This window comes from Paenibacillus sp. sgz302114 (assembly GCF_056120345.1).
Map to the genome: position 1 here is coordinate 532,045 of NZ_JBVYOI010000001.1, position 15,741 is coordinate 547,785.

14 protein-coding genes are annotated in these 15,741 nt (G+C 49.9%); 12 read left to right on the forward strand and 2 right to left on the reverse strand.

From position 1 onward, the window contains the following. Positions 1–216: 216 nt before the first annotated feature. The 6 genes from AC0LWF_RS02445 to fdhA all read left to right on the forward strand — a co-directional run bounded on the left by AC0LWF_RS02445 (position 217) and on the right by fdhA (position 9,078). A complete protein-coding gene (locus AC0LWF_RS02445; protein WP_474649976.1) occupies positions 217–654 on the forward strand; it encodes a hypothetical protein in 438 nt (145 codons plus the stop codon). Positions 655–688: 34 nt separating this feature from the next. Then, entirely contained in the window at positions 689–1,114 is a 426-nt protein-coding gene (locus tag AC0LWF_RS02450; protein WP_474649977.1) for a chemotaxis protein CheW, read from the forward strand. Further along, entirely contained in the window at positions 1,114–3,708 is a 2,595-nt protein-coding gene (locus AC0LWF_RS02455) for a chemotaxis protein CheW (RefSeq protein WP_474649978.1), read from the forward strand. The genes AC0LWF_RS02450 and AC0LWF_RS02455 overlap by 1 nt, the downstream gene beginning before the upstream one ends. After that, positions 3,701–5,890, forward strand: a complete 2,190-nt coding sequence (locus tag AC0LWF_RS02460; protein WP_474649979.1) for an EAL domain-containing protein — start codon at positions 3,701–3,703, stop codon at positions 5,888–5,890. The genes AC0LWF_RS02455 and AC0LWF_RS02460 overlap by 8 nt, the downstream gene beginning before the upstream one ends. A gap of 112 nt (positions 5,891–6,002) precedes the next feature. Beyond that, positions 6,003–7,694, forward strand: a complete 1,692-nt coding sequence (locus tag AC0LWF_RS02465) for a methyl-accepting chemotaxis protein (protein ID WP_474649980.1) — start codon at positions 6,003–6,005, stop codon at positions 7,692–7,694. Positions 7,695–7,860: 166 nt separating this feature from the next. Then, positions 7,861–9,078, forward strand: a complete 1,218-nt coding sequence (fdhA, locus tag AC0LWF_RS02470; RefSeq protein ID WP_474649981.1) for a formaldehyde dehydrogenase, glutathione-independent — start codon at positions 7,861–7,863, stop codon at positions 9,076–9,078. 60 nt (positions 9,079–9,138) lie between these two features. On the opposite strand, the gene AC0LWF_RS02475 is transcribed toward fdhA, so the two are convergent. After that, on the reverse strand, positions 9,139–9,696 hold the full coding sequence (locus AC0LWF_RS02475) for a GNAT family N-acetyltransferase (RefSeq protein ID WP_474649982.1): 558 nt from the start codon (positions 9,694–9,696) through the stop codon (positions 9,139–9,141). Positions 9,697–9,875: 179 nt separating this feature from the next. Between AC0LWF_RS02475 and AC0LWF_RS02480 the strand changes: the two genes are divergently transcribed. The 6 genes from AC0LWF_RS02480 to queC all read left to right on the forward strand — a co-directional run bounded on the left by AC0LWF_RS02480 (position 9,876) and on the right by queC (position 14,140). After that, positions 9,876–10,328, forward strand: coding sequence for a GyrI-like domain-containing protein (locus AC0LWF_RS02480; protein ID WP_474649983.1), 453 nt, complete (start codon positions 9,876–9,878; stop codon positions 10,326–10,328). Positions 10,329–10,380: 52 nt separating this feature from the next. Beyond that, positions 10,381–11,328 carry a DMT family transporter gene (locus AC0LWF_RS02485; RefSeq protein WP_474649984.1) on the forward strand — a complete coding sequence of 316 codons (948 nt, stop codon included), beginning with the start codon at positions 10,381–10,383 and terminating at the stop codon, positions 11,326–11,328. Between the two features lie 69 nt (positions 11,329–11,397). Continuing rightward, entirely contained in the window at positions 11,398–12,207 is an 810-nt protein-coding gene (locus AC0LWF_RS02490; protein ID WP_474649985.1) for a PhzF family phenazine biosynthesis protein, read from the forward strand. Between the two features lie 56 nt (positions 12,208–12,263). Then, on the forward strand, positions 12,264–12,746 hold the full coding sequence (gene queD / locus AC0LWF_RS02495) for a 6-carboxytetrahydropterin synthase QueD (RefSeq protein WP_090572959.1): 483 nt from the start codon (positions 12,264–12,266) through the stop codon (positions 12,744–12,746). Beyond that, the gene (locus AC0LWF_RS02500; RefSeq protein WP_474649986.1) at positions 12,730–13,446 is read left to right on the forward strand and encodes a 7-carboxy-7-deazaguanine synthase QueE; all 717 of its coding nucleotides are present in this window, start codon (positions 12,730–12,732) and stop codon (positions 13,444–13,446) included. Before queD ends, AC0LWF_RS02500 begins: the two co-directional genes overlap by 17 nt. Positions 13,447–13,450: 4 nt before the next feature. After that, on the forward strand, positions 13,451–14,140 hold the full coding sequence (queC, locus tag AC0LWF_RS02505) for a 7-cyano-7-deazaguanine synthase QueC (RefSeq protein WP_474649987.1): 690 nt from the start codon (positions 13,451–13,453) through the stop codon (positions 14,138–14,140). Between the two features lie 391 nt (positions 14,141–14,531). Here queC and AC0LWF_RS02510 read toward each other — a convergent pair whose 3' ends face one another. After that, positions 14,532–15,731, reverse strand: a complete 1,200-nt coding sequence (locus tag AC0LWF_RS02510; protein ID WP_474649988.1) for a GGDEF domain-containing protein — start codon at positions 15,729–15,731, stop codon at positions 14,532–14,534. Positions 15,732–15,741: the final 10 nt, after the last annotated feature.

Genomic DNA, 15,741 nt, shown 5'->3' on the forward strand with positions numbered 1-15,741 from the left:
AAAACAGCCCGAAATTGCTGCAAATAGCAGCCAGGGGCTGTTTTTGTGCATATTTGTGATATCGCTAACACTTTCCAAATAAAATCGTTCCAAAATCACACAATCCAAACGATCATTAAGAACTTACCAAATACTTAGCCCTTATAATCAGTGTAGCGGTATTACGAAGGAGGAACGCAACTTGGGACAGACAATGATGCGAATAGGTGATCATACATGATGAAACTGCTCGAATTTTATAAAGAATTGTTCGAGGACTCAACGAGCCGATTTGAGCCTGTATGGCAAGCGGATCTTGCTTATGCGCATGGTTTTCGTTGGACAAAAGACAACTATCCAATACAGGAACAGTTTCGTATAACCGATATGGGTGATGAGCCTCCTGTCATGATGTTCTCAGTTGTTCTTCCAGACATGTATTCGGAAACGAACGTTTTTGACGAAGTGTACCGGTATCCATCGCACAACGATATGTCGATTGTGCTAATGAATCAGCAGATTTGGGTAAACGCTTCGCTCTGCACGAGTAAGCTGGAGCAATCGGTGCTTGGATTCATTCATCAGGCTCGTAGCGAGATTATGAATATATTTGATTGTGTCATTTTGAAGACAGATGTTGTTCATACAAAAGAAACGGAACGACATATCCGATAATAATGATAGAGAGATGAACAAGGAGGTCCGAGCGGTGGCCAATTACATCGTAGTAGGGTTGAATGAGGAGAAATTTGCGCTCCCAATCACAGACATTCAAGAGATTATCAAAGACATGCCAATCACCGAAATTCCAGCCGCGAGGGCACATGTGAAAGGCGTTATTAATTTGCGTGGTACTATCGTTCCGGTCATCGGGCTTCGCTCGAAGTTCCGAATGATGGAGAGTCATTCGACGACTTCCTCCCGTATTGTCATCGTCCAGACGCCGGAGGGCGAACCGGTAGGACTCTATGTGGACCGTGTTGAGCAAGTGGCGTTTTTCTCGGAAATTTTACCGACTCCAGATGGTATTGGCGGCGCGCAAGCAGGCAACTTGTCAGGTATCGGGAAGATTAATGACCAGCTTGTCAGCATTCTGCACTTGCCGTCAATTCTAAATACTGGAGGAGGTCTATAATGAACGAATCATTCGCACTTACATATTTAAGCGTTTTTCTAGATGAGCTAGAAGAGCAGCTGCAAGTTCTGGATGAGTCGATTCTAGAGCTCGAGAACGGTGGCAATTCGCCGGAAACGATACAGACGATCTTCCGCGCTGCACATACGCTCAAAGGCTCTTCCGCGGCAATGGGCTTCCAATCGATGAAGGAAGTAACGCATAAGGTTGAGAGCGTATTCGAGCTGCTTCGTCAGAACCGGCTGCAAACGAGCAAGTCCCTCATCAATGTGCTGTTCAAATGTATTGATTATTTGAAGGCGAAGAAGGAAACGCTGCGCAAAGGCGATTTCAACGATGAGCCGATTGAAACGCTCGTTGAGCTGCTGAACGGCATTTTGACCGACCAGCCTGCAGAGGAAACGTTAACGGCGAATGCTGCTGCAAGCGAGGCTGCGAAGGCGACGTCAACGCAGGAGACAGCGATGTATGACGGCTGGAGCGAAGCTGTGCTTGCTGCTAAGGCGCAGAAGCTGACTGAAGGACTTCATTCCTACGAGATTAGCGTAACGCTCGCTGCAGATGTCGAGATGCCTACGGTAAAAGCAATGGTCATTCTACGCAATCTGGGGGAGCTCGGAGAAGTCGTCGGCACATCGCCGGAAATCGGCTTGTGGGAGCAGGAACAGCTGCTTACAGCTGGTCCGATCCATTTCTTGCTTGCAACGAAGCATACAGAAGCGCAAATCGTTCGCAAAGTGGAGGAAGCTTCGCAGATTGAGAGCTTTACCGTGAAGCAGCTTCAAGTTTCAGGCGGCATCCAGATTGGGACCAAAGCGTCCGTCGTATCTGTGAATAAACAAACGACGGCTTCAGCTCCAACTGCTGTCAGTGTGTCGCAAGTAAGCACAGAGCAAGGGGCATTAGGACAATCAGACGCCAAAGTGCAAATTCAGCAAACCGTTCGGGTTGATGTGAACCGCTTGGAGCATCTGCTGAACCTGGTCGGCGAATTGATTATTGATAATACACGGATTCGCGAAGTGCGCAGACGGTTCGAGGATCGGTTCAAGCAAGAGCCGGAAACGCTGCTGCTCGGCGAAATTACGGACCACTTGGGCCGTGTCGTTGCAGAGCTGCAAGAAGGCACGATGAAGACGCGGATGATGCCAATCGAGCAGTTGTTTAATCGTTTCCCGCGAATGGTTCGCGATGTAGCGGAGCAAGCCGGCAAAGAAGTGACCTTCCAAGTGGAAGGTAAAGAAACGGAGCTGGACCGCACATTGATCGAAGAGATCAGCGATCCGCTGATCCATATTATTCGCAATGCGATCGACCACGGCTTGGAGCCGCCGGATGAGCGCGAGAAGCTGGGCAAGAACCGCAAGGGTAATTTGCTCCTTCGTGCAAGCCATCAAGAGAACGCAATCGTGATTACGCTTGCCGATGACGGTCGCGGTATCGACTTGCAACGGATCAAGCAGAAGGCCGTTCAGAAAGGCTTTATCGGTGCGGAAGAGGCAGAAACGTTAACGGATAAAGAAATCATAAGTCTTATTTTCCATTCAGGCATGTCCACTGCGGAGAAAGTAACGGAGCTTTCCGGCCGCGGAGTAGGGATGGACATCGTTCGCTCCCATATCGAGAAGCTGAACGGCATCATTAACATCGAGACGACAGCTGGCGAAGGCACCGTATTCACGATCAAGCTTCCGCTTACACTCGCGATTTCTCGTTCGCTCCTTGTGCAGCTTGGCAAGCATACGATTGCAATCCCGCTCACGAATGTTATTGAGACTTTCCGGTTGACGCCTGAAGATGTTCAAATCGTGAACAGTGAAGAGGTATGTGTCGTTCGAGGAGAAATATTGCCGCTCGTACGGATGCACAGAAGACTTGGCACGGCAGAGAACGATACCGATTCCAAAGGTTACGCAGTTATGATCGGACTTGCAGAGAGACGCGTATGCCTCTACGTCGACAAGCTGGTGGCGAACCAAGAGATCGTAATGAAGTCGCTTGGCAATTACTTGGGTCAAGTCGCTTATGTATCCGGCGCTACCATTATGGGAGACGGCCGTATCGCTCTCATTCTGGACGTGAATGCGGTCATTCGCGACTCCGGTGCAACCATTAGCAAGACGAACGCGAATGAGCAGAAGGTAACTGGACGCAAAGTGAAGCTTGTGACGTTCGATCTGGAAGATGAGCATTATGCACTCGACATTAATCAAGCGAAAGAAATCATCAAGGTTCCTTCTATACTGCGGATGGCGAACGCGCCGGCGGAAGTGCTAGGACTTATGAATTTGCGCGGTGAGCTGATGCCGGTTGTCGATATCAAGTCATGTCTTGGCATGCGCCATACCGAGCCGGATCATCATTCACGCGTAATCATTCTGAACGAAGACGGCCGCGATATCGGTATTCTCGTTGATCGCGTACGCGAAGTCATTCATGTGACGCATAGCCAGATCGAATCGGCGCCGAAGGATGTTACGATGATCTCCGATCAATACATCGGCGGTATTTGTAAGACAGACGAGCAGCTCGTAATTGTACTTAAGCTTGACAAAATGCTCCGATCAAGGGGTTGGGACACGATTCATGCGTAAACTTCTGGGCTTGGCCGATCCGCCTGCTCCATACGGTGTGCTCGTCGTCGATGATTCTGCCGTCATGCGGCAGATGATTAGCAGGTTGATCGAAAAAGACCCTAAACTATGGGTGATGGGAACAGCATCCAACGGTCAGGAGGCGCTTGAGAAATTAAAGGTCATGCGCCCTGACCTCGTTACAATGGACATTGAGATGCCGGTGCTGGATGGCTTATCAGCACTCAGCCGGTTGATGGTTGATAGTCCGTTGCCGGTCATTATGCTAAGCAGCTATACGGATGAAGGTGCTTCCCCAGCCATTGCGGCGCTTACGAATGGCGCGGCAGACTTTTTCCACAAAGACAGCTTGTTCCAATTTCCAGCTAATGCACAAATGGAAGAAGAGTTTTTACTGCGCTGTCATGCAGCAATCGAGTCCAAGCCATTCTGGAAAACACTGGAACAAGAGGATCTCGCCAATCACGAGATGAAGGTGTTTTTGGAGTTCATGACGGGGTGTCTTGCATCGGAACATACGATTCACGATGAGCTGAATCAGGCGCTGCAGCAGCTAAACGGCTTTTATTGTTCGTTGATTAAGCAAGCTAACGAGTTCATTCTTACGGAATGCAAAGGCGAGCTGTTAACCCGATTTGGACAATTGAGCCAGAGCCTCATAGGCCAATCGCTTGAACATATTGTACCGGCCGAAATGATGGCGCAGCATACGGAGCATTTGACTAGAGTGTGGAATGGTGAAGATTGCGTCAGCTACGATACAGAATGGCGAAAGTATCATTTTACGACAGTTGCTCGTCCAGTCCGTGTTAACGGCATCGTAAAAGAAATTATTGCCGTCACCTTAGAAGTTACAGAGCGGAAGCGGATGGAAGAGAAAATTAAGTTTCTGCTGAACCACGACCAGCTGACGGGACTGCCGAATCAGAATCAGCTCTTGACGGAGATGGATCGCGCGAAAGCGAAATATGGACGGTTTGCTGTTCTATTCTTCAATTTCGATCATTTCAAACAGATCAACGACTCCATGGGTCATGAGAAAGGCGATTCGCTGCTTCAGCTTATGGCTAGGCGATTGAAGCGATTTGCAACTGAAGATACAACGATTATCCGTGCGGGTAGCGATGAATTCATTTGTGTGATGGGCGGAGCGACCTTCGATAAGATTGAACGGTATGCCGAGCGACTGCTGGAATCGATTCGTCTGCCTATTATACTGGATGGATTAGAGATTCACATGACATCAAGTCTCGGCATTAGCCAATACCCAGACAATCATACGAATATCGAACACATCATTCGCTATGCCCATATGGCGATGAATATTGCGAAGACAGAGGGCGGCAACCGGATTCAGTTCTATGAGGCGCGTTTCCAAGAAGAGATTCACCGCAAAATGGAGATTGAGCGCAGACTCCGCAAAGCGATTGACCGTGAAGAATTTTATTTGAACTATCAGCCAGTCTTTAACGGAATTGATCGGACTTTAAAAGGCGTGGAATGTTTAATCCGTTGGCAAAGTCCAGAGCTTGGACGCGTGTCGCCTGCGGATTTTATACCGATTGCCGAGGAAACTGGCTTGATCCATGCCATTGGCGAATGGGTCATGCTCGAAGCATGCCGTACGAACAAGCGCTGGCAGGATGAAGGGCTAATGAGAATTCCGGTCGCTGTCAACCTTTCGACACAGCAGTTCAATGATGGGAAGATTATCGAGCGGATCGAGAACATTCTTCAGGAGACCGGACTTGATCCGAAGTATCTCGTCGTAGAGATTACCGAGAGCATGACGATGAACAAGCATCACGCGCTAATGATGCTGAAGAATTTGAAGCGCATTGGCGTATCTATCGCGATTGACGATTTCGGTACAGGCTACAGCTCATTAAGTTATTTGAGCGAGCTGCCGATTGACAAGCTGAAGGTTGACCAGTCGTTTGTGAAGAAGATGGACACGCACGGCGTGAACGCTTCAATCGTCCATACGATCATCACGATGGCAGAAAATTTAAAGCTTGAAGTAATTGCAGAAGGCGTAGAAACAGAAGAGGAATTCGGTTTGCTGCTGCGTTATGGTTGCAACACGATGCAGGGCTACCTGCTCGGTCGTCCGATGGAAGCGGATCAAATTGCCGAACAGCTCAAATTGAGCAAGCCAATTAAAAAGATGAGGATCCAGTAACGTTCTTAGCTGGATCCTCTTCTTCACTTTTAGAAGCGATTGTCAGAATATAACGACATTTCCAAAATAGCTCAAGAGCTGATGAGGACTATTCGAGAGGGGATCCGCAGTCATGAATATTCGAACGAAGCTTTTCAGTTGTTTTGCCTTTATTATTCTGTTAATGGGTTTACTTGGCTATGTTGCTTACGATCATACGAATAAGACCAGATCAGCCTACACGGAAATGCTGCAGGACAATGCCGTTCAACTGCAATTGCGAGAATTTCAGTTCAAGGTTGCCGGCATTTCTAATGATGAGCGGGGTTATCTGCTGACGAAGGAGCAAACCTATCTCGACGAGATTGCAGCGAAGGACAAGGAGGCTAGAGCTATCCTCAATTCCATGCTGATTAATCCGACGCTGACGCCTGAGAATCGGAAGCAAGTCGAACAGTTGAAAACAGACTATGATCCATTTATAGGCGACAGCGAGAGAGCTAGAGCATTCATGGATGAAGGGAAGTCTGAGGAGGCTTACGCACTCCACTTCGGCGATGAGCGTTCGGCCCGCAAAACCATGGATAAGCTAAACACTGAAATGCTCACTAGCATCACCCAGGAGCTTGAAGGCGATAAGAAGCAGCGGGAAGAGGAATCAGATAAGCAGAACATGATTATGGCGCTTCTCGTAAGTACTGCGCTGCTTCTCGCAGCTATTCTCGGAATGCTGCTCACCCGTTCGATTGTGAAGCCGCTCAAAGTCATTAACCGCCAGCTCCACGAAATTGCTGAAGGGAGAGGGGATCTGAGCAAGGAACTGACGATTCGGTCGAAAGGGGAGCTTGCAGAGCTGGCTGGTGCTTTCAACAAGATGTTGGCAAATCTCCGGACGATTCTATCTAAGGCGCTAAACACGGCGAATCTCGTTGCAAACTCGTCGGAGCAGCTGAGTGCGAGCGCGGAGCAGACAACACGCGCAACGGAGCATATTGTGGAGGCAACGCAGTTCATCGCAGTTCGCGCTGATCAGGAGCAGGAGCAGCTGGGCGATGCGATTCGCGCGATTACGCAGATGTCAGAGGACATCAGTGCCGTGTCAGCCGGCAACGAAGAGGTCGCGAAGCTTGCTTCATCCGCTTCTGATGCATCGAAGCAAGGAGCGTCATCCGTGAATGAAGTGCTTCATGAGATGGAGACGATACATGAAACAGTGCAGCATGCGACAGAAGTCATGCAGCTGCTTGAACACCAGTCCCAGCAAATTGGCGGGATAACGGGGATGATTACCGAGGTGGCAAACCGCACCAACCTGCTCGCGCTTAATGCGTCCATTGAAGCATCACGGGCGGGAGAGCACGGTAGAGGCTTTGCTGTAGTCGCCTTAGAAATTCGGAAGCTGGCAGAGCAGTCCAAACTGTCTGCGCAGCAAATAAGCGAGCTTATTGAAGATGTGCGTCTTCGTGTGAGCCAGGCAGCTACCGGAATGAAGACAGTGTCGGCGCAAGCGGCAAGCGGGCTGGTGCGAACGAATCAAGTAAACCAGATGTTCCAATCGATTGAAGCAAGTATCGAAGCGGTATCCACGCAAGTGAGCGACATCTCGCAGACGACGTTGGCGCTCTCCGATTCGGGACGACAGGTGGTCGAGATGGCACAGAGCGTTGCGGAAGCGAGCAATCAAGTCGCCGCATCATGCCAGAACAACTCGGCAGCGACGGAAGAGCAGCTTGCGACGATGGAGGAGATTACGTCGTCAACGCTGGAGCTTCGGAAGCTCGCGGAAGATTTGAATGATGTGCTGCACGGCTTTAAGCTTAACTAATTAAGCCCAATAGAGTTCTCAGGAGAAGCTGCCTCGCTCGCAGCTTCTTTTTTGCACGGAGGTATTATTTTAGAAAAACAGGATAGCTTTTCAATCTGCAAGCGATTACAATGAGGGAGTGTGAACAAGCAGGAAACAATTTTCTTGAAAGAGGAGAGGCTGACTAATGGCAGGGAATCGTGCGGTAGTCTATGTAGAACCCGGTAAAGTTGAGGTGCGGGATATTTCGTATCCTGATTTGATTTTGCGTGACGGGCCTGGCGTTAACCCACTTAATGTTGGCAGAAAATGTGAACACGGCGTCATTATTAAAGTCATAACTACTAACATTTGCGGCAGCGACCAACATATGGTGCGTGGGCGGACGACAGCTCCTAGCGGTCTCGTGCTCGGACACGAAATTACGGGTGAAGTCATTGAGGTTGGGCGTGACGTTGAATTTATTAAGAAAGGCGATCTCGTCTCCGTTCCGTTCAATATCGCTTGCGGACGCTGTCGGAACTGTCGCGAGCGGAACACAAATGTGTGTACGAACGTGAATCCGGACCGTCCGGGCTCAGCTTACGGCTATGTTGATATGGGCGGCTGGGTTGGCGGTCAATCCGAATATGTAATGGTTCCTTACGCAGACTTCCAACTATTGAAGTTCCCGGATAAAGAACGAGCGATGGAGAAAATTCTCGACCTCACGATGCTATCTGATATTTTCCCAACTGGCTATCATGGTGCCGTGAGTGCGGGCGTGAAGCCAGGCTCTACGGTCTACGTGGCAGGAGCAGGCCCAGTCGGTCTTGCAGCGGCACATTCCGCTCAGCTGCTTGGAGCAGCAGTCGTAATCGTCGGAGACCTGAACAGCGAGCGTCTTGCGCAAGCGAGAAGCTTCGGCTGCGAAACGGTCAACCTTCGCGAGCATCCAAACCTCGGCGAACAGATCGACCAAATTCTCGGCGTTCCCGAAGTGGATTGCGCCATTGACTGCGTAGGCTTCGAAGCGCATGGTCATGGACATGCTCATGGCGAAGCGCCGGCAACGGTATTGAACTCCATCATGCAAGTCACGCGTGCCGGCGGACGTCTCGGTATCCCTGGTCTCTACGTAACAGGCGACCCAGGTGCGGTTGACGATGATGCGAAGGTTGGTACGCTGAAGATTCGCTTCGGCCTCGGCTGGGCGAAATCCCATACTTTCGTAACGGGTCAGACGCCGGTTATGCAATACAACCGCGAGCTGATGACAGCGATACTAAGCGGCAAGGCGCAAATTGCGAAAGCCGTTAACGCAACGCTTATTTCGATTGACCAAGCTCCTAGCGCGTATATGGAATTCGACCGCGGCGCATCGAAGAAGTTCGTCATCGACCCGCATGGCTCGGTAAGACGCTAATTGAACGAAGAAGGTGACACAGCAGAAGCAATGCTTCATGTGTCACCTTTTTTTTCTCCATCATTGGGACTGCCATTCCCTCTTCAGAATGGAGTACATTTTAAGGTCGATCAAGTTACCTTTAACGAGCATTTGCTCTCGCAGAAGACCTTCATACTGCATGCCCGCCTTTTGCATGACTCGTTCAGAAGCAGTATTTTCCGCAAAACATCTTGCTTCGATTCGGTTCAAATGCAGCTCTTCAAAGCCAAACTGTATAATCAGTGCTACTGCTTCCGACACGTAGCCACGATTCCAGCAGCTCCGTGACAGCACATACCCAATCTCTGCGCGACGATGGTTCTCGTTAATGTACACCCATCCGCATGCTCCGACTAGCTTGTTCGTTGCTTTATCAATGATGCCCCAATCGCTAGGCTGGTTATTGTCGTATTTCTGCGTAACAAAATTTACGAAGGAATGTGATTGATCAATTGTTTGATGTTGTTCCCAAGACGTAAACCTCGACACTTCAAGATCGCGCGCATACTCGAAAATATCATCTGCGTCGTCAGGCGTAATTCTTCTCAGTTGTAGACGATTGCTTTCTAATTGCTTGTTGAAATCGGATGTTTCCATAGGAACGCTCCTTTTATAATTTCACTGATTCTTGTAAATTCGGATTTTATGCGTAATCTCCTTTACTTTATATAAATTTTATTGGCAACAAATAGATACCAAACAAGCTCTCGATCATGGTAAACTTATTACGGGTTAACCTATAGCTTCTACTCAAACTTTGCAGGAGGTTATTCGCGATGGATAATTGCACATTAGTTACGAAACCTGCCTTGAACGTGGTTGGAATTAGCTATTGCGGTCCTTACTCGTCTTTCCCTGATGAAGCTATTCTTCTGCAAAGCGCATTCCTTCAAAGGAAGCATGAGATTGAAGGAGAAGTAAAGACGAATGTGCTTTACAGCCCGTATTTCGGCAACGAAGTATTTGCTACATATTGGGCTTGCTTTGAGGTGCCCCATCTGGAGCAGGTGCCGCCAGGCATGGTGCAATTTACAGTTCCGCAGCGCACCTATGCGATGGCCGCTTGCACAAATAAACGAATCGGTGAAGGCTATGAGCAGCTCTCGGCATGGATCAACGAGCAGAAGCTGACGAGACGGGAAAATGCGGTTTCCCTTGAAATTTTTTATATTGACGAGCATTTGGAAGAGGAGCAGGTTGAACTGCTCATCCCCATTGAAGAGCAATAAAAGTTTCACATGAAGTGGCTGCCTGCACCGAAGAAGGAGAACGAATATAGTTATGAACGCAGCCAAATTTTTCACCAATCCATTAGGTATTATTGGAGCTTCTATCAGCGCGACTTTGCTCTGGGGGAGCTCTTATCCGTTTATTAAGCTAAGCTACGAGAGGCTTGGCATTGGTTCTGGAGATACGCTGGAGCAGCTGCTCTTCGCAGGCTACCGGTTCACGCTGGCCGGCGTGCTTATTCTGCTGTATATGCTAATTAGGCGTGAACGACTCAGCTATCAGCGAGGCAGCGGAGGCATGGTAAGCACGATAGCGCTGCTGCAAACGGTATTGCAATATACATTCTTCTACGCAGGCCTATCGATGAGCGCAGGTGTCGTAGGCGCAGTTATTGCGGGGACGATCTCGTTCTTCCAAATCGTAATTGCGCATTTCCTCTACAAGAATGACCGGATTAACGGGGCTAAAGGACTTGGGCTCATCGTCGGCTTTGTCGGCTTACTCGTGCTCGGGCTATCCAAGCATGACGGCAATTCTGGCCTCCATTTCTCAGTTGGCGAGCTGCTGCTGATGGCGGCGACGCTCTTCAACGCATGCGGTAATTTACTCTCTCGCAAGGCGTCAGCTTCGTACAGCATTTCGTATATTAACGGCTACCAAATGCTGCTCGGAGGCTTTATGTTGTGCGTCATCGCAGCTTGGAGTACGGGCCTTGCGCCGTTTCATTTTGACGGAATTGCTCTGCTAATGCTTCTGCATCTTGCCCTTGTTTCGGCACTGGCGTTTACGCTTTGGAACAATGTGATGAAGTACAACCAAGTCGGCAGCGTATCGATGTACTTGTTCCTCATTCCGGTATTCGGAGTGCTGCAATCCGCTCTCTTCCTGAATGAGCCGCTCTCCGGCGCTGTTATTGGCGCGCTTGCGCTTGTCAGCAGCGGAATCATTATCGTGAACCGCAAGAAGAAACAGAAGATGCTCACGCCGTCCGAGGCGTAATAACGATGAATGCCGAACCGGATTAGCTCCGGGATCGGCATTTGTTACATAGAGGAGGAAGATAATGGGATGAATCGTCCAATTTCAATTCCGATTGCGCTAATTGATGCTTTTACAAGCACGCCGTTTAAAGGTAACCCGGCCGCAATCTGCCTGCTGCCAAAGGAGCGGGATACAGCATGGATGCAAAGCGTTGCAGCGGAGATGAACCAGTCGGAGACGGCTTTCCTCGTTCGCCGCGAGGATGACAGCTATTCGCTTCGCTGGTTTACGCCAACGGTTGAGGTCGACCTGTGCGGACATGCGACGCTAGCGAGCGCGCATTACTTATGGGAGAACGGGCATTTGCCAAGCAGCAGCCAGGCTAGATTCCATACGCTTAGCGGCTTGCTGACAGCTGATCACTCGGTGGAAGGGATTATGCTTAACTTCCCGGCAGAGCCGGCAGCACCTGTGACAGCGCCGGAAGAGTTGATTCAGGGGCTTGGCCTCATTCCGAGATATGTAGGGAAGAACCGTATCGACTATCTCGTTGAGGTCGATAGCGAAGAGACGGTGCGGACGCTGAAGCCAGACTTCGCAATGCTCGCGCGCGTCGAGGCTCGCGGCGTTATCGTGACGAGCAAAGCTAGCAGCGGCAGCGAATATGACTTCGTATCGCGAGCGTTCTATCCGGCGACAGGATGCGATGAAGACCCGGTAACGGGCTCCGCTCATTGCGCACTCGCGCCGTATTGGCAGCGTAGGCTGCGCAAGGATGATTTCCTTGCGTATCAAGCTTCTGCAAGAGGCGGAGAGCTGCAGCTTGCGATTGTAGGGAGCCGAATTCTGATTTCCGGGAAAGCCGTGACCATTTTGAACGGACATCTTTCCGTGTAATACAAGTTGTGCTATAATTGCATATTGCAATTGCATAAGAGGAGAAGGTGTGAAACGTGACTTACGAGATTCCGAAGCACATTGAGCAGTTCGGGACCGATATTGAGGAGCAGCAGCTTCGTTATCATAATAGGCGCGTGCTCGTTTCGAAGGAATTTACTTTTGACAGTGCGCATCATTTGCATTTATACGAAGGCAAGTGTAAGAGCTTGCACGGCCATACTTATAAACTTCAAACGATTATGTCCGGGAAAACGGATAAACGCGGGTTGACGATTGATTTTGCCGATATGAAACGAATTGCCAAAGAGCGTGTCATCGACAAGCTGGACCACCGTTACTTGAACGAGGTACTGCCACCGATGAATACAACGGCTGAGAATATGGTCGTCTGGATTTATGAACAAATTCACGAAGCGCTTGTTGAGGAAGGTCACTACCCGGCTATCCGGATCGAAGAGATTCGCCTATGGGAAACGCCAACCAGCTTCGCCGCTGTCACTCGTGAATTGATGGAGGCAGATGAGCATGCAGAATAACGCTGCAGAGCAAGAGAAGCGTTCCATTCGTCTGCCCATGGTTGAGATTTTTGAAACGGTCGAAGGCGAAGGCACACGTGCCGGGTTCCCGACCGTTTTTGTACGTCTGTTCGGCTGCAACCTCCGCTGTGTCTGGTGCGATACGAAATATAGCTATCCACCGGCTGAAGCGGAATTTACGATGACCATTGAGGATATTGTTGCCGAAGTTACGCAGAAGTATAAAGCGGAGCATATTTGCATGACAGGCGGCGAGCCGCTGCTGTATGGCAGCCGTTCCGGTGCACTGCTTCAGGCGCTATGCGATATTGATCGCATGAAGGACGTGCATGTAGAGACGAACGGGGCGATTGATCTGGCACCGTTCCTCCGCGACATCGCATCGCCTAAAGCGAGGTACATTATGGATTACAAGCTGCCGGACTCCGGCGAGAATGAAGCGATGATTCATGAGAACTTCGCCCTGCTGCGCGAGCAGGATGAAGTGAAATTCGTAATCGCAACCGACCGCGATTTCGATGCCGCCGTGGAGACACTTGCGAAATATCCGACAAAAGCACTCGCGATGTTTAGCCCAGTATGGGAGTCGATGCCGCCGGCGCGTCTTGTTGAGAAGATGCTCGCAAGCGGGCTTACTGGCGTAAAGCTGAATATGCAGCTACACAAAATCATTTGGGATCCAGCTAAGAGAGGTGTGTAAGTAAATGAAAAGAGCAGTCGTTATTCTGAGCGGCGGTTTGGATAGTACAACTTGCATGGGATATGCGAAGGAAGCGGGCTATGAGCTATACCCGATAACCTTCAACTATGGCCAGCGCCATAAAATCGAATTGAACAACGCGCGTGCAGTTGCGGAGCACTACGGCGTGAGCGACCGGTTCAGACTGGTCGAGCTCGGCTTCCTGCGTGATTTCGGCGGCAGCGCGCTGACCGATGACAGAATTGACGTGCCAAAGGTTGGCACAGATCCTGTACCGGACGAAGTTGGGGAAATTCCAGTTACGTATGTGCCTGGACGGAACCTGTTGTTCCTGTCCATTGCAACATCGTTCGCGGAGACTGTAGGCGCTGAAGCCATCTATATCGGCGTGAATGCGCTGGACTACAGCGGTTATCCGGACTGCCGCCCAGAGTTTATTGCGAAGGTAGAAGAAGTTATCGCCATCGCGACGAAGATTGGTGTAGAAGGCAGACCGATCTCGATCGAGACGCCGCTCATCCAATTGACTAAAGCTGATATCGTCAAAGAAGGTACGCGGATGGGCGTTCCTTACCATCTGACAACATCGTGCTACAATGGCGAGCCAGAAGCTTGCGGCGAATGCGACAGCTGCAGACTGCGTTTGAAAGGCTTTGCTGAAGCGGGTATGAAAGATCCGATTCCTTATAAATAATAAGTTGTGAAGAACCAAACCGCCCTTTTACGAGGGCGGTTTGGTTTTTAGTTTGTGTGGTTTATCGTGCGTTGGTGACGGGGGTTTGGCGAGATCGTTCTCAAGAGGCTAGAGATAGCTGAGTGTAACAAATACGACCACTCGGCATCAGAATCGCGCCAAAAGTTTGCTGAGAGTTCCAAAATGGAACTTTCAGCGCTGCAACCCAGGTGAGACTGAGGTTAGAGATAGCGCCGAGCGGGTTCGCTTTGTTATGAGAGCACGTATGGCTCTCTCAGTAGTTTTTAGGAATTCTTGGAGTACCATTGGAGTACCATGAAGTAAGAAAAAGCCGCCCCGCCAGCCACGAACTGTGGCTAACGAGACGGCTATTGCGGTTGAGTAATAACGGTTACGCTTGCTTGCTGCGCTTCGAGCCTTCGCCTTCTGAACGGGGGCGTCTCTGGGCGGATGGATGCAGCGTTACCTTGTTCTTGCCGGTCGTTTTGGACTGGTACATCGCTTCATCCGCTTGCTTGACGACTTCGGCAATCGTTGTACCTTCGCGGGAGACGCTGACGCCAACGCTGATCGTTACAATCGTTTCTTTCTGGACGCGGCTCCGGATCGCTTCCGCCACTTCCTCCGGCTTGACGCCAGGTGCTGCGACGAGCCCTAATAACTCTTCGCCTCCGTAACGTCCTGCTGTGCCGATGCCGGCTGTTTCTTCTTTAATGATATCGGCGACCTGTTTCAGTACGCCGTCCGCTTTATGATGGCCTTGCGTATCGTTCAGCTTCTTGAAATTGTCGATATCGCAAAAGATAATGGCGATCCGATTCATCTCGCGCAGCAGCTGCTCCGCCTTCTTGTTGAAGTGCCGCCTGTTGTACAGGCTGGTCAGACCGTCGGTAATCGACGACTGGAACGTCATCATTAGCCGTTCAAGCACCCATTCGAACAAGAGCAGAAACAAGAGCGTATAATAGACGATAGGCAGCAAATGCATGAAGATGACCAGGATCGGCTTGTCTCCGTGGAACACATAGCTGTCGGCCATAGCTGAGAGCTGATAAACGAAATAAACGATCAGGCTGGCAGAATAATTGAACCGTTGGTCGATACCGCGCAGGTTGAGCAGAATAGCAAAGTTTAGAATGAGTCCATAGAAATCAAGCGCAAGCAGATCAACACCGCCAGCGGCGATTGGATTGCTCAGCATCTCAGGTTTATACGCGATTTGAGCTGCGGTAACGAGACCTAAGCCGATCATCATCAAGAAGAAGGGCATGCCCTTCAATCTTGCGGCAGGGCCGGTATATAATTTCATGAAAACAAAGTTTATAATGATAAAAGAGAGTAAGCTGACAAACGAGTATCCAATATGTAAGTATGGCGAAGCTGACCAGTCGGGAACAGATAGGCTGATGAGCGCGCCGTTCTGGATAATGACAAGCGGAAGTACGAGTATGAGCAGAAGATGCGTCTGGTTTCGTCTATAGCTCTTGTACAGCTTTACCGCCATGAAGAGCATGAGCACGAGAATCGTCATCACGCAAGCGGATGTGAAGGTTTGACCGGCTTGTCCGGCGAGCCAATTAACAAATGTCATGTTTGAACCA

Excerpts from the sequence above, each read along its gene's own strand:
- AC0LWF_RS02445 (WP_474649976.1), top strand. The coding sequence starts at position 217 with ATGATGAAACTGCTCGAATTTTATAAAGAATTGTTCGAGGACTCAACG.
- AC0LWF_RS02455 (WP_474649978.1), top strand. The coding sequence starts at position 1,114 with ATGAACGAATCATTCGCACTTACATATTTAAGCGTTTTTCTAGATGAG.
- AC0LWF_RS02460 (WP_474649979.1), top strand. The coding sequence starts at position 3,701 with ATGCGTAAACTTCTGGGCTTGGCCGATCCGCCTGCTCCATACGGTGTG.
- AC0LWF_RS02465 (WP_474649980.1), top strand. The coding sequence starts at position 6,003 with ATGAATATTCGAACGAAGCTTTTCAGTTGTTTTGCCTTTATTATTCTG.
- fdhA (WP_474649981.1), top strand. The coding sequence starts at position 7,861 with ATGGCAGGGAATCGTGCGGTAGTCTATGTAGAACCCGGTAAAGTTGAG.
- AC0LWF_RS02475 (WP_474649982.1), bottom strand. The coding sequence starts at position 9,696 with ATGGAAACATCCGATTTCAACAAGCAATTAGAAAGCAATCGTCTACAA.
- AC0LWF_RS02480 (WP_474649983.1), top strand. The coding sequence starts at position 9,876 with ATGGATAATTGCACATTAGTTACGAAACCTGCCTTGAACGTGGTTGGA.
- AC0LWF_RS02485 (WP_474649984.1), top strand. The coding sequence starts at position 10,381 with ATGAACGCAGCCAAATTTTTCACCAATCCATTAGGTATTATTGGAGCT.
- AC0LWF_RS02490 (WP_474649985.1), top strand. The coding sequence starts at position 11,398 with ATGAATCGTCCAATTTCAATTCCGATTGCGCTAATTGATGCTTTTACA.
- AC0LWF_RS02500 (WP_474649986.1), top strand. The coding sequence starts at position 12,730 with ATGAGCATGCAGAATAACGCTGCAGAGCAAGAGAAGCGTTCCATTCGT.
- queC (WP_474649987.1), top strand. The coding sequence starts at position 13,451 with ATGAAAAGAGCAGTCGTTATTCTGAGCGGCGGTTTGGATAGTACAACT.
- AC0LWF_RS02510 (WP_474649988.1), bottom strand. The coding sequence starts at position 15,731 with ATGACATTTGTTAATTGGCTCGCCGGACAAGCCGGTCAAACCTTCACA.